Source organism: Mucilaginibacter arboris (assembly GCF_009754915.1).
Taxonomy (GTDB): Bacteria; Bacteroidota; Bacteroidia; order Sphingobacteriales; family Sphingobacteriaceae; genus Mucilaginibacter_A; species Mucilaginibacter_A arboris.
Genome location: NZ_WPIK01000003.1, coordinates 1 through 22,542 on the forward strand (window position 1 = coordinate 1; position 22,542 = coordinate 22,542).

Annotated in this window: 27 protein-coding genes and 1 tRNA gene; 10 read left to right on the forward strand and 18 right to left on the reverse strand. The window is 36.4% G+C overall.

What is annotated here, in order from left to right; translation table 11 throughout:
* Window positions 1–82: 82 nt before the first annotated feature.
* Window positions 83–349, forward strand: a complete 267-nt coding sequence (locus GO621_RS03200; protein WP_157564134.1) for a hypothetical protein — start codon at window positions 83–85, stop codon at window positions 347–349.
* A gap of 301 nt (window positions 350–650) precedes the next feature.
* Here the strand turns inward: GO621_RS03200 and GO621_RS03205 are convergent, their stop codons facing one another.
* Window positions 651–1,304, reverse strand: coding sequence for a DUF4412 domain-containing protein (locus tag GO621_RS03205; protein WP_157564136.1), 654 nt, complete (start codon window positions 1,302–1,304; stop codon window positions 651–653).
* 396 nt (window positions 1,305–1,700) lie between these two features.
* On the opposite strand from GO621_RS03205, the gene GO621_RS03210 reads away from it, so the two are divergent.
* Window positions 1,701–1,775: transfer RNA gene (locus GO621_RS03210), tRNA-Val, on the forward strand.
* Window positions 1,776–1,883: 108 nt separating this feature from the next.
* On the opposite strand, the gene GO621_RS03215 is transcribed toward GO621_RS03210, so the two are convergent.
* On the reverse strand, window positions 1,884–3,257 hold the full coding sequence (locus GO621_RS03215; protein ID WP_157564138.1) for an exonuclease domain-containing protein: 1,374 nt from the start codon (window positions 3,255–3,257) through the stop codon (window positions 1,884–1,886).
* Window positions 3,258–3,495: 238 nt separating this feature from the next.
* Here GO621_RS03215 and fabG point away from each other — a divergent pair, with 238 nt between their 5' ends.
* The 3 genes from fabG to GO621_RS03230 are packed head-to-tail and all read left to right on the forward strand — an operon-like array spanning window position 3,496 to window position 6,665.
* Window positions 3,496–4,239: a 3-oxoacyl-[acyl-carrier-protein] reductase gene (fabG, locus tag GO621_RS03220; RefSeq protein ID WP_157564140.1), complete on the forward strand. Its 744-nt coding sequence runs from the start codon at window positions 3,496–3,498 to the stop codon at window positions 4,237–4,239.
* 29 nt (window positions 4,240–4,268) lie between these two features.
* A complete protein-coding gene (locus tag GO621_RS03225) occupies window positions 4,269–4,529 on the forward strand; it encodes a DUF3253 domain-containing protein (protein ID WP_198170115.1) in 261 nt (86 codons plus the stop codon).
* Window positions 4,530–4,568: 39 nt separating this feature from the next.
* Complete coding sequence (locus tag GO621_RS03230; RefSeq protein WP_157564142.1) at window positions 4,569–6,665, forward strand: vWA domain-containing protein; 2,097 nt, start codon at window positions 4,569–4,571, stop codon at window positions 6,663–6,665.
* 18 nt (window positions 6,666–6,683) lie between these two features.
* Here GO621_RS03230 and GO621_RS03235 read toward each other — a convergent pair whose 3' ends face one another.
* The 6 genes from GO621_RS03235 to GO621_RS03260 form a co-directional block, all read right to left on the reverse strand.
* Window positions 6,684–7,028 (reverse strand): FtsB family cell division protein, encoded by a 345-nt coding sequence (locus GO621_RS03235; protein WP_232335580.1) that lies wholly within the window; start codon window positions 7,026–7,028, stop codon window positions 6,684–6,686.
* A gap of 132 nt (window positions 7,029–7,160) precedes the next feature.
* The gene (locus tag GO621_RS03240; protein WP_157564144.1) at window positions 7,161–8,429 is read right to left on the reverse strand and encodes a DEAD/DEAH box helicase; all 1,269 of its coding nucleotides are present in this window, start codon (window positions 8,427–8,429) and stop codon (window positions 7,161–7,163) included.
* 336 nt (window positions 8,430–8,765) lie between these two features.
* The gene (locus GO621_RS03245; RefSeq protein ID WP_198170116.1) at window positions 8,766–10,112 is read right to left on the reverse strand and encodes a TlpA family protein disulfide reductase; all 1,347 of its coding nucleotides are present in this window, start codon (window positions 10,110–10,112) and stop codon (window positions 8,766–8,768) included.
* 185 nt (window positions 10,113–10,297) lie between these two features.
* Window positions 10,298–11,593: a phosphopyruvate hydratase gene (gene eno, locus GO621_RS03250; RefSeq protein ID WP_157564148.1), complete on the reverse strand. Its 1,296-nt coding sequence runs from the start codon at window positions 11,591–11,593 to the stop codon at window positions 10,298–10,300.
* A 194-nt stretch (window positions 11,594–11,787) separates the two neighbouring features.
* On the reverse strand, window positions 11,788–12,891 hold the full coding sequence (locus GO621_RS03255) for an ABC transporter permease (protein WP_157564150.1): 1,104 nt from the start codon (window positions 12,889–12,891) through the stop codon (window positions 11,788–11,790).
* Between the two features lie 114 nt (window positions 12,892–13,005).
* Window positions 13,006–13,770 carry an ABC transporter ATP-binding protein gene (locus tag GO621_RS03260; RefSeq protein ID WP_157564152.1) on the reverse strand — a complete coding sequence of 255 codons (765 nt, stop codon included), beginning with the start codon at window positions 13,768–13,770 and terminating at the stop codon, window positions 13,006–13,008.
* A gap of 176 nt (window positions 13,771–13,946) precedes the next feature.
* On the opposite strand from GO621_RS03260, the gene GO621_RS03265 reads away from it, so the two are divergent.
* Window positions 13,947–14,285, forward strand: coding sequence for a PadR family transcriptional regulator (locus tag GO621_RS03265; protein ID WP_157564154.1), 339 nt, complete (start codon window positions 13,947–13,949; stop codon window positions 14,283–14,285).
* A gap of 92 nt (window positions 14,286–14,377) precedes the next feature.
* Entirely contained in the window at window positions 14,378–14,959 is a 582-nt protein-coding gene (locus GO621_RS03270) for a hypothetical protein (protein ID WP_157564157.1), read from the forward strand.
* 18 nt (window positions 14,960–14,977) lie between these two features.
* Here GO621_RS03270 and GO621_RS03275 read toward each other — a convergent pair whose 3' ends face one another.
* From GO621_RS03275 to GO621_RS03285, 3 genes are all read right to left on the reverse strand, one after another.
* Window positions 14,978–15,487 (reverse strand): YdeI/OmpD-associated family protein, encoded by a 510-nt coding sequence (locus GO621_RS03275; protein ID WP_157564159.1) that lies wholly within the window; start codon window positions 15,485–15,487, stop codon window positions 14,978–14,980.
* Between the two features lie 74 nt (window positions 15,488–15,561).
* Window positions 15,562–16,023, reverse strand: coding sequence for a VOC family protein (locus tag GO621_RS03280; protein WP_157564161.1), 462 nt, complete (start codon window positions 16,021–16,023; stop codon window positions 15,562–15,564).
* A gap of 39 nt (window positions 16,024–16,062) precedes the next feature.
* On the reverse strand, window positions 16,063–16,980 hold the full coding sequence (locus GO621_RS03285) for a TIGR02757 family protein (RefSeq protein WP_157564163.1): 918 nt from the start codon (window positions 16,978–16,980) through the stop codon (window positions 16,063–16,065).
* Between the two features lie 279 nt (window positions 16,981–17,259).
* On the opposite strand from GO621_RS03285, the gene GO621_RS03290 reads away from it, so the two are divergent.
* Window positions 17,260–17,475, forward strand: a complete 216-nt coding sequence (locus GO621_RS03290) for a hypothetical protein (protein WP_157564165.1) — start codon at window positions 17,260–17,262, stop codon at window positions 17,473–17,475.
* A 384-nt stretch (window positions 17,476–17,859) separates the two neighbouring features.
* Here the strand turns inward: GO621_RS03290 and GO621_RS03295 are convergent, their stop codons facing one another.
* Both GO621_RS03295 and GO621_RS03300 read right to left on the reverse strand, forming a co-directional pair.
* Window positions 17,860–18,324, reverse strand: a complete 465-nt coding sequence (locus tag GO621_RS03295) for a c-type cytochrome (protein WP_157564166.1) — start codon at window positions 18,322–18,324, stop codon at window positions 17,860–17,862.
* A gap of 6 nt (window positions 18,325–18,330) precedes the next feature.
* Window positions 18,331–19,632 carry a PQQ-dependent sugar dehydrogenase gene (locus GO621_RS03300; RefSeq protein ID WP_157564168.1) on the reverse strand — a complete coding sequence of 434 codons (1,302 nt, stop codon included), beginning with the start codon at window positions 19,630–19,632 and terminating at the stop codon, window positions 18,331–18,333.
* Between the two features lie 220 nt (window positions 19,633–19,852).
* Between GO621_RS03300 and GO621_RS03305 the strand changes: the two genes are divergently transcribed.
* A complete protein-coding gene (locus GO621_RS03305; protein WP_157564170.1) occupies window positions 19,853–20,380 on the forward strand; it encodes a DUF2911 domain-containing protein in 528 nt (175 codons plus the stop codon).
* A gap of 55 nt (window positions 20,381–20,435) precedes the next feature.
* The gene (locus tag GO621_RS03310; RefSeq protein ID WP_157564174.1) at window positions 20,436–20,633 is read left to right on the forward strand and encodes a cold-shock protein; all 198 of its coding nucleotides are present in this window, start codon (window positions 20,436–20,438) and stop codon (window positions 20,631–20,633) included.
* A 409-nt stretch (window positions 20,634–21,042) separates the two neighbouring features.
* Here GO621_RS03310 and GO621_RS03315 read toward each other — a convergent pair whose 3' ends face one another.
* The 5 genes from GO621_RS03315 to GO621_RS03335 all read right to left on the reverse strand — a co-directional run bounded on the left by GO621_RS03315 (window position 21,043) and on the right by GO621_RS03335 (window position 22,478).
* Window positions 21,043–21,204: a transcriptional regulator gene (locus GO621_RS03315; protein WP_157564176.1), complete on the reverse strand. Its 162-nt coding sequence runs from the start codon at window positions 21,202–21,204 to the stop codon at window positions 21,043–21,045.
* An 86-nt stretch (window positions 21,205–21,290) separates the two neighbouring features.
* On the reverse strand, window positions 21,291–21,554 hold the full coding sequence (locus tag GO621_RS03320) for a hypothetical protein (protein ID WP_157564177.1): 264 nt from the start codon (window positions 21,552–21,554) through the stop codon (window positions 21,291–21,293).
* 55 nt (window positions 21,555–21,609) lie between these two features.
* A complete protein-coding gene (locus tag GO621_RS03325) occupies window positions 21,610–21,810 on the reverse strand; it encodes a YwbE family protein (RefSeq protein ID WP_157564179.1) in 201 nt (66 codons plus the stop codon).
* Between the two features lie 209 nt (window positions 21,811–22,019).
* Window positions 22,020–22,241 (reverse strand): type II toxin-antitoxin system PemK/MazF family toxin, encoded by a 222-nt coding sequence (locus GO621_RS19350; protein WP_157564181.1) that lies wholly within the window; start codon window positions 22,239–22,241, stop codon window positions 22,020–22,022.
* Window positions 22,242–22,244: 3 nt separating this feature from the next.
* Window positions 22,245–22,478, reverse strand: a complete 234-nt coding sequence (locus GO621_RS03335; protein ID WP_157564183.1) for a hypothetical protein — start codon at window positions 22,476–22,478, stop codon at window positions 22,245–22,247.
* Window positions 22,479–22,542 lie beyond the last annotated feature (64 nt).

Below are 22,542 nucleotides of genomic sequence, written 5' to 3' on the forward strand. Positions count from 1 at the left end.
TTAATTAGAAAAAGAATAACAAATAAACTAACCTAATTAAGCAAATTACCGTACAGCATGTTATAAAAACATTTTTACTTGTATGGAGATTGATTACATTATTTTAGACAGTAATTCTGCGGGTGAATTGGAACTGTTATTAGATGAGAAAGCCCTGGATGGTTACAAAGCAGTATCAATGAGTTCGTGTTACGACCCTAATAAAGGAATTGTTTATACGGCTTTAATGGTTAATTACGGATTAAATAGCCAGTTAGAAGATATAATTGCCCAGATTTCGGAAAAGTTAGATTCCATCAGCACATCTTTATTATTAATTGAAACAAATACCGCTGATAACCTTGATTAGTTTTCAATTAAAAAAACCTCTGAATTAATAGCCTGTTTAAATTTATATCCGCAGAATTTATAATGCTTCTTTTATGCCTGTAAATTTTGTTTTTATTGAAGTTGTTTAAACTTTTTTTCTGGCCGATGCTTCTTTTATCAGCTAAAAATTGGTGTTTACATTTAATCTATCAAAAAAACAATGGTTAACATTTTTTAGGTGATAAAAGAAGCATGACCCCAAAAAAAGCGGGCCAGAAAAAAAGTTTAAACAACTTCAACTTCAAAAAGGGTAATTGAAGCGTTTTCTTTTGAAAACAGGTTTAATTTCCAACCGGCATTTCCCGCAGTTGCTGCGGTGTTAATGGAACAAATCCTGTAGGTGTTGCAAATATGGAAGCAGGAACAGGCTCAAACCTGACTTCTTTAACGGTCGTTTTTGTTTTTACGCCGTTTTGATTGATGGTAAATTCTAACGGAACGCCTAAAGCAGGATCCAGCATCAGGGTTAAAGAATTTGGAATGATGGAAATATCTTTCGTAAACCACATTTCTGTTGTTTCGCCGGAAAGTTTATCCTTTACCAAATATTTAACGGCTTTAAAACCTGCAATTGTTTTGGTGTCTTTTTGCTGAGCGATGGTATGCGGCTGCAAATGTCCGGTTTCCAGGGACTGCTCTGCTTTGCTGTAATCTACCACATATTGTTTAGCCGGAGATTTAAGCAATGCACGCATAAAGCCTGTTTTTTTATCTGTAATAATTGTTGTAGATTCTTCATTTGATTTTTGGATGCTTACGGTAGAATCTCCTTTAAAATATACGGTTGCTTCTTTTGGCAGATACATTGCAAATTGTTTCAAGCTATCCGGCAACTGGTATTCTACCTGATAAATAATTGATCCTTCATCTGTACTTTTACGTTTGCATCCACACAGTAAAACCAATAAAGTCAAGGCAGTAAGTATTTTTTTCATTTTCTTCCTTCAATACTAATTATTGGCACAAGTATATTGATAATAGTTGTTGGAAAAAGCAGCATATTCTTGTAATACCTGATAGGTAGGTTTACCTGGCTTAAAAATTTATATCAGCATTATTGATAATGCTTCTTTTATGCCTATATTTTTTTGCTTTTGTTTTAACAGCTTATAGGCAGAAATGACACTGTTTTTTTGTTGCTAAAAGAAGCATCCAAACCAAACGAAACAATTAAAAATAAGACAGGCTGAACGATTGTAAAAGCTTTTTTGAAGTGGCTGCTGTAAGGTTATTGTACAATAAGGTACTATCAGCCAATGTAATAACTTTTATTTTCACTTTTTTTTTGCAAAGATAAATTGCACTTCTATATTTGCAGTCCCAAACGCAAGGGGAGATTAGCTCAGCTGGTTCAGAGCATCTGCCTTACAAGCAGAGGGTCACTGGTTCGAACCCAGTATCTCCCACAATAATTAAAGCCCTTTAGATTCATTTCTAAGGGGTTTTTGTTTTTAAATTACCTTAAAAAAAGAATACTCCTTTTATCAGATAAAAATTGCAAGAGTATATCAACTTCAAACATTTATAGTAACTGTTTTCTCTGGATTGTTTTTGGCAAACTGATAAACCAGATTCTTTATATAATCATTTCCTGAAATAGGGGATAAGCTATCTTTTAATGCTTTTAAATCTACCTGGTTTAAATTTTCTTTCGTATAACCCATACCATAAAACTGGCCTTCTTCCATTAAAATCAGGCTTTGTTCTTCTGCTTCTCTTCCCTCATCATAAATAATAAAAGTAGGCATATTTGCATGCAAATGTTCAACAGCCTTAACAACTCTTAGATTATAATCTGTTGCTGGTTCTTTTCCTTCACAAGCTCCTAAACAATTATAGTGTTCAATGCCTAAACATTCCTGGCCGTTCTGCTGCAAAAAACATAGCTTCGGGCAAAGGTTAAAATCAATCATTAACTTTCGGAGTAAACCATACCCTTCGGGCATCAAACCAAAAGTATAAATTGGTTTATTGTACTTTTTTTTCTTCCCGATTGCTAAACGTAAATATCCGTTCTGATCTTCAAACTGGTATAAAGCAAAAGCATGATCAAAACGTTTTAAAGCACGGTTATGTGCAGGCCATAATCTTTTAATTTCTGCGGCTTCTAAAATTAAAGCCATTAATTCTGTTCCGCAAACTTGCCAGGTAATGTTATAAATACCCTTTAAAAAATTCTGCCTTTGCTTGTTTGGGTTATTGCCGGTAAAATGACTGTTTACTCGTTTTTTAATGTTTTTAGCTTTCCCAACATAAATTACTTTACCTTTCTGATCGTGGAAATAATAAACGCCTGGATTTTTTGGCAGCATATCCATCACATTTTTAAGCAGGTTTGGAGGAAGAAGCTGTTCCTTCGATTTTTGTAATAATGATGCCTGAATGTGGCCGTTCTGATCGTTTTTTAAAAGCATTGAAAACAAAGCGGAAGTTGCAAAAGCATCGCCCATTGCCCGGTGCCTGCTTTCATTCTCGATCCCTAACTGATGGCAAAGTTTTCCTAAACTGTAAGAAGGGTAGCCAGGCAATATTTTTCGGCTTAACCTAACTGTACAAAGCTTTTTACATTGCAAATTAAATCCTGCGGCTTCTAAATGATAGCGCACAAACGAATAATCGAAGTTAACGTTGTGGGCTATAAAAATTTTATCCTGTAATAAATCATAAATTTGGCCGGCAACTTCTGCAAAAGTTGGCGCTTCTTTTACCATATCATTATTAATGCCGGTTAAAGCCTGGATATAAACAGGAATTGGTTGTTGAGGATTAATTAAAGATTGAAACCGATGATAAACCTTTACACCATCGTGCAAAACAATTGCAATATCTGTAATCCCATTCGCGCTGGCATGTCCGCCCGTTGTTTCAATATCAACAATTGCATACATATACTAAAATTTATAAACTGTCCTATTAAAACCAACAGCCAAACAAAGATAAGTAAAACTAAATTTGTTAGTAACATCAGGAAAATTAAATAGTTATGAAACACTAATTTTTAGGTGGTAAAAGAAGCATCGATAACTGGAGGATAAAACTGATTGAACTGAAGTAGAATCAAAACGAAAAGTCTTTTCGGCTTTATCTCAAAATTTCTAACTTCACCCCAAATCATTTTTAAATTACATGAAATTATTAGAAGGAAAAGTAGCACTTGTTACCGGCGCTTCCAAAGGGATTGGACGTAAAATAGCGGAAAAATTTGCGGAACATGGCGCTAACGTTGCTTTTACTTACTTGTCTTCAGTAGAAAAAGGACAGGCTTTAGAGCAGGAACTACAACAATTTGGAACACAAATAAAAGGTTATCAGTCTGATGCTTCCAAATTTGATGAAGCAGAAAAATTAATCAATGATATTGTTGCTGATTTTGGAACGATTAATATTGTAGTAAATAACGCGGGAATTACCAAAGATGGTTTGCTAATGCGGATGACGGAACAACAGTGGGACGAGGTTTTGAACGTTAACTTGAAATCTATTTTTAATGTTACAAAAGCAGCATCAAAAATTATGATGAAAAACCGGAGCGGCGTTTTTATCAACATGAGTTCCGTTGTTGGTGTACAGGGAAATGCTGGTCAGTCTAATTATGCGGCATCAAAAGCCGGAATTATTGGTTTTTCAAAATCGGTAGCAAAAGAATTAGGATCGAGAAATATCCGTACAAATGTTGTTGCTCCAGGATTTATCCGCACGGAAATGACAGAAGTTTTAGATCCGAAAGTGGTACAAGGCTGGGCAGATGCTATTCCATTAAAACGTGCAGGCGAAACAGAAGATGTTGCCAATACTTGTGTTTTTTTAGCTTCCGATATGAGCAGTTATATTACCGGTCAGGTTTTTCCGGTTGATGGCGGTATGCTTTAAATTGATGCTTCTTTTATCGACAAAAAATCTTGAATCACGAAGCAATTGAAAAAGTAATTTTAGCGATGGCAACTGTACGTGGCGCTGATAAAACGATCTGCCCATCAGAAGTAGCCAGGGCAATGTTTGGTGAAAATTGGCGTTCAGAAATGCAAACTGTCCGTGATGCAGCGTTTGATTTATCGGCAAAAAAACAGGTAATTATATTGCAAAAAGGAAAAAAAGTTGGTCTGGCAAATTTAAAAGGTCCAATCCGCATCCAAATCAATACATCAACTGAAAATAATTAAGATAATAAATTTAAACCGTAAATAGTTTTACAACCAAATATGCTGTATTTATTTTCGGTTTCTTGGGGAGCTGTTTCTGGTTGGTGGAGTTTTGGCTGTCTCGTTTTAGCCTTGTTGTACGCTTTTTTGTTGTACCAAAATCCAGCAAATATCAGCAAAAATTGGCGGAATGCTTTGTTTGCAATCCGAACATGTGCTGTTTTTATCCTGTCTTTTTTGTTGCTGGCGCCGTTGGTTAAATCAGTCAGCAAACATCTGCAAAAACCATTGATCCTGGTTTTGCAGGATAATTCTTCTTCGATCAAACAATTTCCCTCCAAAAATTTTAAGGTAACTTCTTTTATCCAGCAATTACATCAGCTTAAAAATAATTTAGGCGATGATTATGATGTGCAGGAATTCAACTTCAGCAAAAACTTAAATAATGGTCTTTCTGATTCTTTAAACGGCAAACAAACTGATATTTCTGCTGCATTTCAAGCTTTAAATAATCGTTTTGGCAATCAAAATATTGGTGCCGTTATCCTGGCTTCCGATGGTTTGTATAATCATGGAAGTTCTCCGCTTAACATCGCTTCTACCTTAAAAACCAATATTTATACGGTTGCTTTGGGTGATACCATTCCGCGTAAAGATATTTTAATCGATCATGTTGATTACAATAAAACAGTTTTTTTAGGGAATGATTTTATAGCTGATGTTTTTGTTGAAGCGCGACAAACGAAAGGCAAAAACCTGCAATTAAAAGTTGCAGAAGATGGAAAGCAAATTCTTTCCAAACAAATAAATGTTCCGGGAAACGATTTTAAAAAAGCCATTCCGTTAAAATTAAATGCTTCTAAAAAAGGTATCCGCAAATATCAAATAAGCTTAGTTCCTGTTGCTGATGAAATTTCTACCGCCAATAATTCGGAAACGATTTATGTAGAAGTGGTGGATAACCGAAAGAAAATCCTGATCCTGTATGAAGCGCCTCATCCGGATGTTGCCGCAATTAGGCAGTCTTTAGAAAGCAATCAGAATTACGAGGTTAAAACAAGTTTATGGAGCGATTTTGACGTTAGTAAACTCAATGATATTAGCCTGCTGATTTTAGAACAGTTGCCTAACAACCACATCAATTTACAACCTTTAATGCAACAGGCCGAACGGTTAAAACTTTCGGTTTGGTTTTTATTAGGCGCGCAAAGCAACCTTGTACAGTTAGCTTCTTTCCAAAAAGTAATCAGCATCAGTAGCAGCAATCAAAATATGCAGGAAGTTTTTGCTGCGCCCGATGCTTCTTTTACCAGCTTTATTTTGTCGGATTCTGCCCGTACAAAAATCAGTAATTTTCCGCCGCTGCTTGCGCCTTTTGGTAATTATAGTTTCGGTGCAGCAACTTCTGTGTTGTTTAAACAAAAAATCGGCAGCGTTTCTACCTCTTACCCTTTGCTTGCTTTTGCAGAAGAAAATGGCCGGCGGACAGCAGTTTTAACCGGAGAAGGTTTATGGCGATGGCGTTTAAATGAATTTCAGCAGTTTGGAAACCATCGTGCGGTAGATGAGCTGCTGTCGCAATCTGTTCAATATTTATCCATCAAAAATAATCAGAAGCGGTTTAATGTTTCTACTTCAAAATCAGTTTTTGATGAAGATGAAAACGTAATGCTCCGGGCAGAACTTTATAACAAAGCATTTGAATTGGTTAACCAGCCTGAGGTTGCTATCACCATCAAAAATAAAGAAGGGAAAACTTATAGTTACCAATTCTCCAGAAACAATCAATCGTATCAATTAGATGCTGGAAGTTTGCCTGCCGGAGAATATGCTTATAACGCACAAACTAAATTAGGAAACGAAAATTTTAAAGCAGCCGGTAACTTCACCATTAAAGCTTTAGTAGCCGAAGCTGCCCAAAGTGCTGCTGACCATCAGTTGTTGTATATGCTGGCAAAGCAAAACGGAGGCGAAATGGTTTTTCCGGAACAGTTAAACCAATTACCGGGGTTAATCCGAAAAAATGAAAACATTAAAACGGTTGCTTATGAAGACAACACTTATCGTGAACTAATTGATGAAAAGTGGATTTTTATATTGCTGCTTTTGCTGTTAAGTATGGAATGGTTTTTTAGAAGAAGAAATGGTGAAATTTAAAATTAACCAATGCTTCTTTTATCGGCTAAAAATTGATTTCTTCTCCTGCTTTTTCTCCGTCACAATCACAAAAACATCTTCGTTCGGTTTCTTCATCAAATACTTTTCGCGGGCAAATTTTTCTAATTTTTCTTTGTTTGAAGTCAGCTCGCTTAATTCCTGCTGTACTTTTGCCGTTTCTTTGGTGTAAAACTCGTGTTCTTCTTTTAATTTGTTTAATTGCTGACGATATTCGTACTGCGAAAGCAAATCGTTACGATCAAAAAAAACCAGCCACACTATAAAAATAGTACTGATCAGGAAATATTTATTTTTAAACAGATCGAGCAGGCGTTGCATCAGAACAAACAATTGAATTTTCATTTTAAAGATAAGCAAGTAGTTTGGTTAATTGCAAGCATTTTAATACGATAAAAATCGGGCTTTGTTGCTTGCAAGTTGGAAACAATAAAACCCGATTTTTATGCCATAAAAGAAGCATTTAAGCAAAAAGCTTTAGTTGGAAGCCCGGGATCGGCTTGAACTGCTGCTGTGTTTACGGCCTCTTAAATTTTCGCCAGAACGGTTTCCTTTTCCACGGTTCTGGCTACTGTTAGTTTTGGGCTGAAGTTTTTGTGCCATTGTTCCTTGTTTTGGCGGATAAGGATGATCTGCAACCGGGATGGTTTTGTTAATCAGTTTATGAATGTCCTGCAAAAATTCGTGTTCTTCGATATCACAAAAAGAAAATGCAATGCCGCTTGCACCGGCGCGGCCGGTACGGCCAATACGGTGTACATAAGTTTCGGGAATGTTAGGCAATTCGTAATTAATTACGTGCGTTAATTCATCTACATCAATTCCACGTGCGGCAATATCGGTAGCCACTAAAATGCGCGTTGTTCTTGCCTTAAAGTTGGTTAAAGCACGTTGCCTTGCATTTTGCGATTTATTTCCGTGGATCGCTTCTGCTGTAATATTCGCTTTTTGCAAATCTTTTACCACTTTATCTGCACCATGTTTGGTTCTGGTAAAAACCAACGCTGTCTCAATTGATTTATCTTTCAGCACATGCAGCAGCAAATCCTTTTTATTGCTTTTTTCTACCATAAAAACAGCTTGCTGAATGGTTTCTGCCGTGGATGAAACCGGCGTAACTTCAACTTTTTCCGGCTGATGTAAAATGGTATCTGCCAGGCTTTGGATTTCTTTTGGCATGGTTGCCGAGAAGAAAAGCGTTTGGCGATTTTGAGGCAGTTTTGCAATTACTTTTTTTACATCGTTTACAAAACCCATGTCCAGCATACGGTCTGCTTCGTCTAAAACTAAAATCTGAACGTGTTGCAGGTTTACAAAACGCTGGTTCATTAAATCCAGTAAACGGCCAGGAGTAGCAACCAAAATATCCACGCCCCTCCTTAATGCTTCTGTTTGTGGATTTTGTGATACACCGCCAAAGATTACCAGATGTTTTAATCCCGTATTTTTTCCGTAAGCTTTAAAGCTTTCTTCGATCTGGATGGCCAGTTCGCGTGTTGGCGTTAAAATTAACGATTTAATCGTTTTTTGTTCTTTGTGCTGCTGTTTTTGCTGATATAAAAGCTGCAAAATAGGAATAGCAAAAGCGGCAGTTTTTCCGGTTCCGGTTTGGGCGCAGCCTAATAAATCTTTTCCTTTTAAAATTAGCGGGATAGATTGTTCCTGAATAGGAGTTGGCTGTGTATAACCCTCGTGTTTTAAAGCCTTGAGGATAGGCTCAATTAAATTTAATTCGTCAAATAACATGAAATGCTGTACTAAAATGTGCTAACACAACTGTATTAGCGGTCAGGTGATGTGCTTAAGATCAAAGCCGGTAATAGAGCGGGTAATAATAGTGCAAAGATACGTTTAATTTCTGTTTAGAAAATGAATGTTCTATTTTCTAATATCGTAGCCATTTTATTTTGATTTTCTATAATTTGAAGTCAAGTCTTTCCCTTAGCTTACAACCAATCAAAGTTGTAGGTATTAAGGCAAATTGTCGCCTTCCAAATACACTCATAACCGTCCCCGCTTTCAATTTCTTTCATTTGCCCATGCTTTGTATTTCTTTGATGCGTTTCAGATTAAATTTAGCTATTATTTTATACCTGTTAAAAGACTTTCAATGTATTTTTCTGTTGCAGGATAAGATGGTAAAGGCCCTGACATCTTTATAATTTTAAAATCTTTATCAATGATAATTGTCCTTGGTAAAGACAGAATTTTATAAGGCAGCATCTGGGATTGTTCAGCAAAAAGTTGTAACCCTTGGGAATTTCTTTTTTTAAGGTTTTCTTTCCATTCAATCCTATTGTCATTTACACACAAAGCAACAAAAGATATGTTAGGATTGTCAGCATATTTTTTCTTTATGTTTTCAAAAAATGGCATTTCTTCCAAACAAGGGCCACACCATGTTGCCCATAAGTCAATAAAAATTATTTTCCCTTTTAAGCTACTTAATTTTACTTCATTGCTATTGATGTCATATGCGATAAAATCTTTAGCAGCGTCACCATTCCAGAATTGAGATTTTAGGTTAAACGTTTCTTTAATAGCATTACGATAATTGCTATCTTTTATGGTGTCTATTTTCCCTTTTAACTTCAATAGCTTTTGTTTGTCTTCTATAGAATTAATCTGTCGAAATAATTCATGCGCATATTGCCAGTCCTTAATTTTGGAAACATCACTATTATTATCTTTAACTGAATCTAAAATTCTATAAGAGTTTTTACGAAAAGATTCTATTTTTAAAAAACTTGCATTTATAAGGCTCCTACAATATTTATTTAGATACTGCCCAGTTAAGCTATCAACCTCACCAAAGATTTTTAATTGATTCTCTTGGGGAATCTTATTTTTATAAATAAAAATACCGGGTAAGAATTTAAAACTGTTAATTATATCAGCATCAATCCGTGCTTTTTCAAAAACAATAAAATCTTTAGACAGTAGCTTCGTTGAACTGAGTGTATCCCTCCTTTCCTGAGCTAATAATAGTATATTATCAATATTTTCTTTTATTGTTTTTTTTAAATTGAAACCTCCATCTAAATAAGACCCGGCCTTTGGTAAAGGAGTTGACCGAAGATAATTATTGGCAACTCTTGCAGAACCGTGAAATTCTGATTTTAGAGGTTCTTTGTAATCTATCGTGACACTAAGTTTATCACCGGGAGAAAGATACATGACATTTCGGCCAAGCAGAAAATAGTTTGGTTGTTTTAAAGCAAACCTTATAGAAAAATATCCATTTTTATCGGGTACTAGTTCTCTTTCGTTATCTGGCAATCTTAAGTCTGCTAATTCTGAAAAATCTACTATAGTTGTTCTGGTGTTAAAATTTATAAGATGTCCAGTAATATAAACCTGCTGGTTATTCTGTGCATTAACTTTAGAAAATATAAATACAAATAAAATTATCGTTGCTTTTAATCTCATAATTACAAAGTTATTTTTAGTCTGATTAAAAAACATGATCGTTACCGAAAACAGTCATCTTCTTTCAAGAAGAAGCTTAGGGCGTAAAATAACTATAATGGTAAAACAAACATATATTAATGATAAATTTACAAACAAAAAGCCGGCTTTCGGCCGGCTTAATACTTCTTTTAGCACTAAAAAATTTACTTCTTCAAAAACTTAAAATCTTTGCCAATGAATTTTGCATTGCTGCCTAATTCTTCTTCGATTCTTAACAATTGATTGTATTTTGCAATCCGGTCTGAACGGGAAATAGAACCGGTTTTAATCTGACCGCAATTTAAAGCAACTGCCAAATCAGCAATGGTAGCATCTTCAGTTTCGCCGGAACGATGGCTCATTACAGAAGTATAGCCGTTAGTTTGGGCTAAAGTAACCGCATTGATAGTTTCGGTTAAAGAACCAATCTGGTTTACTTTAACCAAAATAGAGTTACCGATGTGTTTGTCGATACCTTGTTGTAAACGGGTTACGTTGGTTACAAACAAATCATCTCCTACTAATTGCACTTTAGCGCCTAATTTGTCTGTTAATAATTTCCAGCCATCCCAGTCATCTTCAGACATACCATCTTCAATAGAAATAATAGGATATTTTTCTGCTAACTGCGCTAAATATTCTACTTGTTCTGCGCTGTTACGTACCGCGCCCTTTTCGCCTTCAAATTTGGTGTAATCGTATTTTCCATCTACATAAAACTCAGATGCTGCACAATCTAAAGCTAAAAATACTTCTTCACCAGGTTTGTAGCCTGCTTTTTCAATTGCTTTTAAAATGGTTTCTGCCGCATCTTCAGTACCTTCAAAAGTTGGTGCAAAACCACCTTCGTCACCTACAGCAGTTGAAAGTCCTCTGTCATGCAGAATTTTTTTCAGGTTATGGAAAATTTCAGATCCCCATCTTAATGCTTCCGAAAAAGAAGGAGCACCGGCAGGCATAATCATAAATTCCTGGAACGCAATAGGTGCATCAGAGTGGGAACCGCCGTTAATGATGTTCATCATCGGAATTGGAAGGGTATTGGCATTTACACCGCCAACATACCGGTATAAAGGCTGGCGGCTTTCCTGTGCAGCAGCTTTGGCCACAGCAAGAGAAACGCCCAGAATAGCATTAGCGCCCAAATTGCCTTTGTTTTCGGTGCCATCCATCTCCATCATAAACTTATCAATTGCGTTTTGCTCGAAAACGTCCATGCCTTTTAGTTCAGGCGCCAGTTTATCATTTACATTGGCAACGGCTTTTAAAACACCTTTACCCATGTATTTCGATTTGTCGTTATCACGCAATTCAACTGCTTCGTGGGCACCGGTAGAAGCGCCGGAAGGAACAGCAGCACGCCCCATTGCACCGTTTTCAGTTAAAACATCTACTTCAATAGTAGGATTTCCCCGTGAATCCAGGATCTGGCGGGCATGTACATCAATTATTAAACTCATAATGAAAAAATTTCTGGTTGATCAATCAAACTTAGTGTAAATAATACACCAATGCTTTTAACAAGCCAAATATACTAATTGCAAATATTTATATGGTAAAAGAAGTAGGTTTAAAAGCGTATTGTTAATGGGTAATAGTTAATAGCCATTGTTCCCGCTCATCGCCCTTACCTCATCGCTCATTCCTCTTCACCTCATTCCCATTTAAAAGTTTTTACAGCAATGGCATAAACAATAATTCCCCAGATGGCAAGAATTAAAAGCTGGTGGCCAACATCTGTTAAACCTGCGCCTTCAAAAGCAATTTTACGCATGGCATCATTTAAATAAGTTAAAGGAAGTGCTTTACTGATAGGTTGCAGCCAGGAAGGAAATGCACTGATGGAAAAAAAAGTGCCGGAAAGCAGGAATTGCGGCAACGTAACAATATTAGCAATAGGAGGGACGGAGCTTTCGTTCTTGGCAACTCCGGAAATAATAAACCCAAACCCCATAAAAACAATAACGCCGATTGCTGCCATAACCAGCATGTTAATTACAGTTGTAAAACCATGTATCAGCGTAAAACCAAAAGCGAAATGACCGATGAGGATGATAATTAAAGCACCGATCAAAGCAAAAGTAATTCGCGCCAAAGCTTCACCTAAAACAATACTATAACGTTGCACAGGCGTAGCAAAAAAACGTTTGATAACCAAAGTAAGCCGCAAACTTAAAAACACGAAAGCTGTACCAAAAACGCCAGAACTAAGCAAAGAAAAACCTAATTGTCCGGGTAAAATAAAATCGATGGTTTTGTATTCCCGGCCTTCAACCGTTACTTCCTTTAATTCTGCAACCGGAGGAGGTGAACCTGGGGCATGTAAATTAATCTGGTAAAAAACGTTGTTTAGAAGCGATTTTAAAATATTTCCTTTTTCCAGCGATGCTTTGGTATATTCTACATCAACAACATAAGCAGGAAGTTTGCCAGGATTGGTATGTATATCAATAATTCCATCTAAACGGCCTTTTTCCAATTCAGATCTCATTTCGGCAGCAGTTTCTGTTTCAACTAAATGGATTGCTTTAATTTTTGTTAAAGCCTGATAAATTGGGTTTTGCTGATTGTTATCTTTTGCTACGCCAACATCAACCGTAATCCCTCCGCCTCCGATAAAACCAAAAACCAGAATAAAAATCAGCGGAAAAGCTAAAGTAAATACAACGGAAGACGGACTGCGAAGGATGGAACGAAAGCTGGCTTTTGCCATTGCCAGCGTAGCTTTAAAATTACTGTAAGGTAGAGGTTGGTTCATAGAATTTAAGTTTGAGGTATCAGGTGTGAGCTTCTTTTATGTTACATATTTTATTTGAGAATGCTGTTTTTGCTACAGGCTGATGGCCCATACCTGTTAGCTCTTACCTGCATCCTACACTTCCCGCCAATCTTTCCCTGTCAACTGGATAAACACATCTTCCAGGTTAGCGCTTTTTACTTGTTTTTCACGTTCAAAACCTGATGCTACCAATTCATCAATAAAATGATCGGGTGAATTTATACCAATAATTTTTCCGGTATCAACAAAAGCTACACGGTCGCACAAAACTTCCGCTTCATCCATATAATGTGTGGTGATGACAACGGTAGTCCCGGTATCGCGAATACTGCGGATCAAATCCCATAAATTACGACGGGCCTGCGGATCTAAACCTGTGGTTGGTTCATCCAAAAAAACAATTCTGGGATTATTAATAAGTGTTGTTGCGATAGAAAAACGCTGTTTTTGTCCGCCCGAAAGTTCTTTGTAACGTGCTTTTGCCTTATCAGTTAAAGCCACTTTTGACAGCATTTCTATCGGATCAACAGCTATTCCGTACAAGCCAGAAAACAATTCAATCAGTTCGGTTAAGTTTAAATTTGGATAATACCCTGCTGCCTGTAACTGTACACCGATTCTTTTTTTGATGCTTCCCGAGTCTTTATCTACCGAAAAACCATCTACAAAAACTTCTCCCGAAGTTTTATTGCGCAGGGTTTCTAAAATTTCTAAAGTAGTTGTTTTACCTGCCCCGTTTGGGCCAAGCAAACCAAATATTTCTCCTTCAAAAACTTCAAAACTAATCTGGTCCACCGCAGTAAAATTATCATATTTTTTTACCAGGTTTTTTACGGTGATGATAGGCTTTTTACTCATATTGTAAAGTTGAGCGAAGTAATCGAAAAAATAATCAAATTATAGTAAAATGAATATATTTATTGGGTGTTTTTTAAGGATGAAAATGTTTAGGTCCCTTTAATGCTCCTGATGCTTTTTTATAAAAGGTATATGTAATTTGCTTACCTATTCCTTTTTCTTTTATATTTGTTTTTATGAATGCAAGTCCGTTATTAAAAGGCACGCTGCAAACTATCATTTTGAAGTTATTGGAAGATAATGACCGGATGTATGGTTATGAAATCAGCCAGAAAGTAAAAGAAGTTACTAAAGGCGAAATTGTGCTTACTCAGGGAGCTTTGTATCCGGCTTTACACAAATTGGAAGCGGATGGTTTACTGAAAACTTATACTGAAGTGGTAGATAACCGTGTACGTAAATATTACCACCTGACAGAAGAAGGTGAAAAAGATGTAGTTAACAAAATGAAAGAAGCGCAGGATTTTATTGAGCAATTGCAATCGATCTTAAATTTAAAACCTGATTTATTATGAAACCAAGCTTGCAACAGGAAGAAAATTTAAGAACATACTTGCGAAAAGAATTGCTTTATCGGGAAACATACTAAGAAGTTTACGATCATATTTTGACTGCACTGGAACAAAAGCCTTCTGAAATTTCTTTTCAAGATGCTGTTAATACAATTATAAATAATGACTTCGGCGGAGGAAAAGGTTTGGTAGAGATGGAAAAGAAATGTTATGAATCTGTTGTAGATGAAATGCTTGGCCAACAATGGAATTACCTTAAATCCAACTTCAAATTTCCAAACTTGTTTTATACTTTGATACTGCTTTTAACATTTTATTTTGTTGTTTCCAACATTCCATTTGCTCCTTTTATCATAGCTTTTTTACTTACAACCATAGTGGTGGTTTCTATTCTTACACTTGCAAGGTATTTTTATATCGGGTATTTTACACTTGATACTAAAAATTCTATAAAGGATAAAATCATAGCAAGAATAGCGTCAATACCAGGAATGCTAATTCATCCGGGAATTATTTTTGTTTGGAGTTTTTTTTTAAATAGAAATACGAATAAGCTTAATTTACTGGTAACTAATCATGCTGTTATTGTCGCAATTTTCATATCCATGTTTATCTTGTACATTATTTCTTTTATCAGACTAAACAGACAAGAGTTTAAGGTTTATATGATAAAGTAATTTGTTTTTTTATTCATTTTAATGATTTCTTTTCATCTCTCGCATCATTTCTCCATAACTTAAACCGTTAACGCTGGCATTTAAAGTTGCAGTTAACCGTTTGGTGCGTGTTGCTTCCGTTTTTGCTTCGTTTATCCACTTAAAATAATAATGCTGGTGCGATTTGGGCAAGCGGTTAAAGTTTTGCAAAGCTGCTGGTTCATCAGCAAAACATTCGGCCAAATCGTCCGGCATTTCCATTTTAAAGTCTTTGTCTTCTTCTAATTGCAGCTTTACCATGGCGCCTTTTCGTTTGCCTAAAGCTTTGCGCAATGCTGCTTTTACCGGCAAAATAAAATCGCCTTCACCCATCGGTATCAAAGCCATTCCATTAATCGCTACGCTGTCTAAAAAACCTTTTACCCGAAAGCTTAACTTGTTATCTGCTTTAATTTCGCAAGCAATAGCCGAAGGAATATGAAGATAAGTCCAGCCGGTTTTCTCGCCTTTTTCTGCAAATTGCAGTAGGGTTGCTGCTAATTCAACCATATCTTTTTTAAAAATGCTTTTCTTTTGGTGAATGCTTCTTTTATCAGGTAATTTTTAAGGAAGCTTCCGGGTAGCTAAAATTTATCAGTATTTACTTCAATCCAGTTATTGTCCGGGTCTTGAAAGTAAATTTGTTTTACGCCATCGGGCCTCAATTCCGGCGATTTACTGTTACCGGCCCAGTTGCCATATTTAACCTTCAGTTGATCCAGGTGCGCCGTAAACTCCTCTAAAACCGGAACATTAAAAGCCAGGTGAATATTTATATCGCGTTTTATAATTTCTTTTGCACCTTTTACAATATGCAATTGGGTATGCGGGCCTATGCGCAGCCAAACGTGGCGGCCATCATGAAAAGGTTCCGGTATTTCCTTTAATAACATTACATTTTTATAAAAATCGGTACTCTTTTGTAGGTCAACAACATAAACAGTGATGTGATCGACCGTAGGGCTAATTTGCGCAGTGGCTGTATTTTTTAAGAAAGGCAACAAAGCAAACAGTAAGAAAATGCAAGTAAAAAAAGCTTTTTTCATCAGGTATAAATTGGTTTGATAAAGATAGTTGGAAAATTATCAGCAATCAAAATCCATCTTGGCCAAATCAAAACCATTGCCCCAACGTTCTTCAATTCCTAATCCAAACAACGCAAAATCATATTTCACCGGATCTTGCGGATCAAACTCCCGCAACTTTTCCGTCAGCTCCAAAGCTGTTTGCCAGTCGGTTTGTTTTCTGTTGATGAGTTTCAGTTTCCGGGCTACGCGGTCGACATGCAGATCACAGGGACAAATTAAATTGGCCGGACTTATTTTGTTCCAGATACCGAAATCAACACCTTGATTATCTTTCCGGACCATCCAACGCAAAAACATGTTCAAGCGTTTGCAGGTAGATTTTTGTTGGGGAGAAGAAACATGTTTGATGGTGCGGCGAGGGAAATCGGGCAGTGAAAAAAAGTAAGCACGAAAATGGTCCAGCATCGTTTCAGCATTGATGTCAGGCCGGGCCAAATGCTGTGTATAACAAACCGGAGAAGAATTTTCTATGGTAAAAGAAGCATCCGCCGTTTCATCCATAAAACCTTCCCTGAAAACTGCTGTTTTTTTGATGCTGGTTACAAAAGGTAAAAAAGCATCTTCCAACGTTTCATACTGCTGATAATGCTGTTTAAAAAAAGCAACAAAATACAGCAGGTCAGTATCGTTAAATGTGCGGTGTTTAAACCCCAATAATGCTTTTAAATCCGTTTCCTGATGGTTTAAAATATAGTCAAAAGGGGAACCATCCATTCGTTCTATCAATTCATTACACTTATTAATGATTGTTTTCCTTTGTCCCCAAGCTAATATGGCTGCAAAAAAAGCCATAATCTCCATATCCTGCTTTTTGCGGAACTGATGCGGAATAATGATAGGATCGTTCTCAATAAATTCAGGCCGGTTGTATTGAATTACTTTTTCATCAAGGAAAAGTTTAAGGTTTTGAATCATGAGGATGATTAAGTTTGTACTTTCAATGGATAGTAAATTACTGGCTTATTTAAAATTAAACAGCAAACTTGTTTAAACTTTTTTTTCTGGCCTTCTTTTTTTTGGGTTGATACTTCTTTTATCGCTTAAAAATATTAACCGCTGGTTTTTAATTTCTGTAGTGGATGTTTCTTTTATCACCTCAAAAATGTTAGGGCCTGTTTAAATTTTGTCCTTTTGTTTGATGCCCCTTTTATGCCATGATTTTTTTAAATGTTTGGTGGTTTTGGCTAAAGCCTGTTGCCGGTTATCCTTTGTCCACGGCCTGAAGGCCGTGGAAACGGCCAATTAGAACATGGCCCGGGCGTCCTGTCTGCACAAGGCAATCCAGCATTGGTAAACAAAGGTTGTCGTAAAAGCTACGCTTTAAAATTGCCACGGCCTTCAGGCCGTGGTGGTAGAAACACAGGCGGCGGCTTTAGCCAAAAAAAGGGCATACAAAAAATTACGGAATAAATTTTAAACAGGCCTTAATGCTCAGGTTTTGATTTTTGGGTCGATGCTTCTTTTATCGCCTAAAAATGCTGGCCCTTGGATTTTTGATTTTTTGGCTGATGCTTCTTTTATCACCTAAAAATGTTGACCATTGTTTTTTTGATTATTTAAATGCAGGCAAACACCAATTTTTATCCGGTAAAAGAAGCATGGGCACGGTCCTGAACCTATCGAAGGGCCTTGTAACTATTTAAACGAAGCCTAAAAGTTTAAACAACTTCCTAAGTATAATATTTCTGTATTTTTGTTCATGGCCTATGTTTTTTAAAACATAACCTACAATTTATAGGGCATAAAAAAAGCATGACAAATTAAATACTTGCCATGCTTCTTTTACCAGGTAAATTATTTGCCGTTTGCAGTGCGGGCAACGGTAACTTGTTTTACCGTTATGGCACTGGCCTTATTGCCAAAATTACTGCGTACATAAGTAAGTACATCGGCAATATCCTGATCTTTTAAATAAGCAAAAGATGGCATTACGTTAGAATAATAATCGCCGTTGATCTCTACATCTTCTTTAAAACCGTTTAAAACAATTTTAATCAACCTGGCTTGATCGCCCAAAACCCATGGCGTTTTAATTAGTGGCGGGTTCATTCTTGGTACGCCGCCGCCATCTGCCTGATGGCAGGAAATGCAGGTTTGCGTAAAAACTTTTAAACCGTTTGCTGCGGATGCTTTAGCTGCTGCAGATGGAACAGGCTTTGCTTTAGTTGAAGCAGCTTTTGCTTTTGGCTTTTGTTTTGTTTGTGCCATCAGCAAAAAGCAAAATGGCGAAAGCAGCAAAACAATGATTAGTTTCTTCATGGATTTTTATTTGTTATTGTAACTAATCTTGTAAATCGTGCCTTTAGAATCATCCGAAACATAAAGTGAACCATCTGGCCCTTGTGCCAACCCGCACGGGCGGTGGTCTGCCCGTCCTGATTTTACTTTATCCGGGCTTCCGGCAAAATTATCTGCAAAAACTTCCCATTTGCCTTCTGTATTTGGTCTGCCATTTTCAAACGGAACAAAAACTACAAAATAACCTGCCTGAGGTTCTGGTGCACGGTTCCAGGAGCCATGAAAAGCGATGAAAGCGCCGTTCTTGTACCTGGCAGGAAACTGGTTGCCGGTATAAAACAGCAAGCCGTTTGGCGCAAGGTGGCCAGGAAATGCAATAACGGGACTGATCGCTTTGGCTGATCCTTCTTTTTTGCCATCACCGCCATATTCTGGGGCCAATATTTTTTTCTTCTGGATCTGGTCGTAATATAAATATGGCCAGCCAGCGTCATCACCTTTTTTTATAGCATACATACATTCTGCAGGTAAAATTGCTGATTGTTGTACGGTGTACATATCCGGAAAAATATCGTGCAACTGGTCGCGGCCATGCTGCATTACAAAAAGCTGGTTGTCCTGCTGGTTCCAGTCTAAACCAACTACGTTTCGTAAACCCATCGCGTAATGCGTTCCGTCGCCGTAAGTCTGGTTTAATTTATCCGCTTTGAATTGCCATATCCCACCAGCCGAATCTAAGATCGGACAAGGGTTTCTGCCCATAGAACCTTTTTGACGATCTTCTTTTTGGCAGGAATTAGAATAAGCGCCAACGTTTACATAAATATTACCGGCATTATCTAAAGTAATAGACTTACTTTCGTGTTCATGGCGGGAAAGCAAACCATGAACAATTTCTTCCGGCTTTGTGCCATCAATTACATGCTGCTGGTTATCTAATTTATATCGATACACATTTTCATCCGAAGAAGCATATAAATAGCCATTTTTGATAGCCATTCCCGTACCACCATAAGTGCCGAAACCGGTAATATCATCGGCTTTGCCATCACCATTTTTATCATGCAGCATTAAAATGCCTTTTCCATTCCTTGCGCGGTTAATCTTAACATAAATATCTCCGGAACTGGTAACGGCGATATGCCTGGCCTGGCCTAAATTATCGGCAACAATTAAAGCAGAAAAACCGGAAGGTAGTTTTAAGCCGGATTCATCCGCTGCTTTTACGCTTTTTGCATTTTTCGGCGGTGCTGGTTTTGCTGCAAAAAATAGTGCAGAACCGGCTAAAGCGGCTAACACTACAGACGTTTTTATAGTTGTTTTTTTCATAAAAAAAAGATGCTTGGATATTTATTGCTGAACAGTTTAAAACAAGATTAAGTTTGATGTAAAAGCAACCAATAACTTATGTAATGCTTCTTTTACAAGGTAAAAATTTACAAAGCAAATTAAACTGATTAAATGCTTTTATGCACCATTTCCTTTAGCAAAATTTATTTCCTTCCATAAATTTTCTGCATCTTCGTTTAACAAAATAGAAGAACCAACCATGAAAAAATTATTACTGTGCCTGCTAACAGGCGCCTTGTTTACAACTTATTCTGCAAACGCGCAGGATAAAAACAAACCTCGCCCAAGTTTGCCTGATACCGTTAAAACAACTACCGCAAATGGTGTAAACATTGAAATTGATTACAGTCGCCCTTCTGTTAAAGGCCGTACGATTGGCAAAGATTTAGAGCCGATGGAAGGAAAAGTTTGGCGTGCCGGTGCCAACGAAGCCACTTCTTTTATTGTAAGTAAAGATGTGAAGGTTGAAGGAAAAGCCTTGCCTGCTGGTAAATATGCTTTTTTTACTATTAAAAATGGTAACGAGTGGACTTTGATCTTCAACAAAACCTGGAAAACCTGGGGTGCTTTTGACTATGAAAAAAACAAAGGTGAGGACGCTTTGCAAGTAAAAGTGAAGGAGAAAAAAGCACCGTCATTTGCAGAGAAAGTTACTTACACCATTGACAAAAGTGGTAAAGTATCTCTATCTTGGGGTGATTACTTAGTAAACTTTACTGTAAAATAAATAGTAGTTACGATATTTAATCTATACCTTAGCAGAATTATAAATACAAATTACAATGCAAAAAGAAGGTACAGTTAAATTTTTTAACGAAACAAAAGGCTTCGGATTTATTATTCCGGAAAACGCAGGTGAAGAAGATGTATTCGTTCACTCTTCCGGCCTGATTGATCAGATCCGCGAAAACGACAAAGTAAAATACGATGTTGAACGTGGCAAAAAAGGCCTGAACGCGGTAAATGTACAAGTTATCTAATCCAAGATATAATAATCATTAATCGTTGAGAAAAGCTGCTTCTGTTAAAGAAGCGGCTTTTTTTGTGGGATAAAAATTAAATTGTTTTCTTAAATCGATAAAACGTTTTAATTTAGTCTTAAATAAAATTAGATGAATAAATGAATTTTAACACGTCACTAATTAAGTATAAAAATAAACCAAGATTAAAAGCTATTATTCATGTTTTATTAATGATTGTTATAATCAAAATAACTGGCTCGATTTTAGACTTATGGCCTTTGGCAAAACATTTATTGACGGACTTTTACCAGAAATTTTAAAAGGAGTTATCTTGAGATTGATTTTGAGCAAAAGGATGTAAAAATATAAATCGCCCTAAAAATTGAGTTGGATAATTTGTATTACGAATTCTCAACTAAAACTACTTTTACAACAAAATATATTTGTCTTCGTAGTCCTTAACCAGTATTAACAGTTGCTCCAATTCTTCAAATTCAGGAGTTCCTGGTTCAGCATGAAAAATGCTGATTGTACGTTCAAGGGCTTTCTTATACGCTATTTCGCTTTTGATTACTTTCCAATCGTTCATACTTCTAATTTGTTATTGGTTTCATGGGGATATCAATCCACTTTATAGTAGAATAAATTTCTAACCTTTTGACAAGCGGTCTATTGTTAACTTCTACTATAATTTTTCAAAGTAAAACCCTTTGTAGTAAAAAGAATTCTTAAAATTACAATTGCCCCAAATATTTTGATAGCGATGCTTGTAATTGTACCCATTGTTAACCCTAAATTGTACGCCACAGAATGAACACCAGATAAACTGAAACTTATACCGAAAACCTTCTTTATCAAGTCTATCAAAAACAAAACAACTGCTATTTTCGCAATTGTTAAAGCCGCAGGATTTTTAAAAATTAAGTTTAGTTTTCTCATTGGAAATGATTGTTGAGAAAATAGTTTCTAAATGTATAATTTATTTTGTAACCTTTCAATCTTCCTCCACAACCTCAACCACGCGTCCAACCTGCCCGTCTTCCAAGCGTACTTTTATGCCGCGGGAATGAAAGGTAGAACTTGTCAATAAATCCTTTACAATCCCGCGTGTGCGTTTTCCGCTTCGCTGATCTTTTTTCAGGATAATGTCAACCTCCAGTCCTGCATAAATGTTACTTCTGTTTTGTCCGTTCATTAAATTTACTTTTATTGTTGTAAAATTATTCGGGTTGCCAATCTAAAAGAATGAATTGAAGTTTGATATAAGATAAATCCGGTTGGATAACGGAAAAACTAAAACTTTATTCAGTTAAATTAACAAGTATTGATTTGATCTTTATTTTTAAGGCTTCATCAATTTTGCCAATAATCAACTCAACTAATCCTTTTTCTAATGTTGCAATTTTATGTACACGAACAAATAGAGGGCAGTTTTAGGCCGCATTTCTCCCACTCATTTATTAAAACATCTTGAGGAGTATCATAAATCTTACTGGTTATCCTGCAAACAATAATATCTCCGTCATCGCAATTATTGATAAGGAGAGCAGGCCTTCTTTTGTACGTATGCCCATCGGTAAAAGGAAATTTTAATAACAGAATATCGCCGAAATTCAATTTATCCAATTATTAAATAGAGTTATCGTAAATTGAATCGGAATCAGCGTATCCTTTTAAGAATTGCTCTTGTACCGTTTGTTGTACAATTGGATCATGATGATGGAAAGTATGCGTGCCATTATCTTCTATTAAAACAATAACCCTTATCTCCTTGTCTTTGTTGCTTTCTAAGGCTGATTGTATGTTTGGGGGAACAAGGATTTGATTATCTTTTAATTTTGTTATAAATTCTAGTGCTTCCATCGCCGCTTGTTTTTATAAAGATAGATATATTTTAAACGTCACGAACCGCCTTGGCCTACAAGTG

Bases quoted from the DNA above. Each gene is read 5' to 3' on its own strand.
- GO621_RS03200 (WP_157564134.1), top strand. From the start codon at position 83: ATGGAGATTGATTACATTATTTTAGACAGTAATTCTGCGGGTGAATTG.
- GO621_RS03205 (WP_157564136.1), bottom strand. From the start codon at position 1,304: ATGAAAAAAATACTTACTGCCTTGACTTTATTGGTTTTACTGTGTGGA.
- GO621_RS03215 (WP_157564138.1), bottom strand. From the start codon at position 3,257: ATGTATGCAATTGTTGATATTGAAACAACGGGCGGACATGCCAGCGCG.
- fabG (WP_157564140.1), top strand. From the start codon at position 3,496: ATGAAATTATTAGAAGGAAAAGTAGCACTTGTTACCGGCGCTTCCAAA.
- GO621_RS03230 (WP_157564142.1), top strand. From the start codon at position 4,569: ATGCTGTATTTATTTTCGGTTTCTTGGGGAGCTGTTTCTGGTTGGTGG.
- GO621_RS03235 (WP_232335580.1), bottom strand. From the start codon at position 7,028: ATGAAAATTCAATTGTTTGTTCTGATGCAACGCCTGCTCGATCTGTTT.
- GO621_RS03240 (WP_157564144.1), bottom strand. From the start codon at position 8,429: ATGTTATTTGACGAATTAAATTTAATTGAGCCTATCCTCAAGGCTTTA.
- GO621_RS03245 (WP_198170116.1), bottom strand. From the start codon at position 10,112: ATGAGATTAAAAGCAACGATAATTTTATTTGTATTTATATTTTCTAAA.
- eno (WP_157564148.1), bottom strand. From the start codon at position 11,593: ATGAGTTTAATAATTGATGTACATGCCCGCCAGATCCTGGATTCACGG.
- GO621_RS03255 (WP_157564150.1), bottom strand. From the start codon at position 12,891: ATGAACCAACCTCTACCTTACAGTAATTTTAAAGCTACGCTGGCAATG.
- GO621_RS03260 (WP_157564152.1), bottom strand. From the start codon at position 13,770: ATGAGTAAAAAGCCTATCATCACCGTAAAAAACCTGGTAAAAAAATAT.
- GO621_RS03265 (WP_157564154.1), top strand. From the start codon at position 13,947: ATGAATGCAAGTCCGTTATTAAAAGGCACGCTGCAAACTATCATTTTG.
- GO621_RS03275 (WP_157564159.1), bottom strand. From the start codon at position 15,487: ATGGTTGAATTAGCAGCAACCCTACTGCAATTTGCAGAAAAAGGCGAG.
- GO621_RS03280 (WP_157564161.1), bottom strand. From the start codon at position 16,023: ATGAAAAAAGCTTTTTTTACTTGCATTTTCTTACTGTTTGCTTTGTTG.
- GO621_RS03285 (WP_157564163.1), bottom strand. From the start codon at position 16,980: ATGATTCAAAACCTTAAACTTTTCCTTGATGAAAAAGTAATTCAATAC.
- GO621_RS03295 (WP_157564166.1), bottom strand. From the start codon at position 18,324: ATGAAGAAACTAATCATTGTTTTGCTGCTTTCGCCATTTTGCTTTTTG.
- GO621_RS03300 (WP_157564168.1), bottom strand. From the start codon at position 19,632: ATGAAAAAAACAACTATAAAAACGTCTGTAGTGTTAGCCGCTTTAGCC.
- GO621_RS03305 (WP_157564170.1), top strand. From the start codon at position 19,853: ATGAAAAAATTATTACTGTGCCTGCTAACAGGCGCCTTGTTTACAACT.
- GO621_RS03310 (WP_157564174.1), top strand. From the start codon at position 20,436: ATGCAAAAAGAAGGTACAGTTAAATTTTTTAACGAAACAAAAGGCTTC.
- GO621_RS03315 (WP_157564176.1), bottom strand. From the start codon at position 21,204: ATGAACGATTGGAAAGTAATCAAAAGCGAAATAGCGTATAAGAAAGCC.
- GO621_RS03320 (WP_157564177.1), bottom strand. From the start codon at position 21,554: ATGAGAAAACTAAACTTAATTTTTAAAAATCCTGCGGCTTTAACAATT.
- GO621_RS03325 (WP_157564179.1), bottom strand. From the start codon at position 21,810: ATGAACGGACAAAACAGAAGTAACATTTATGCAGGACTGGAGGTTGAC.
- GO621_RS03335 (WP_157564183.1), bottom strand. From the start codon at position 22,478: ATGGAAGCACTAGAATTTATAACAAAATTAAAAGATAATCAAATCCTT.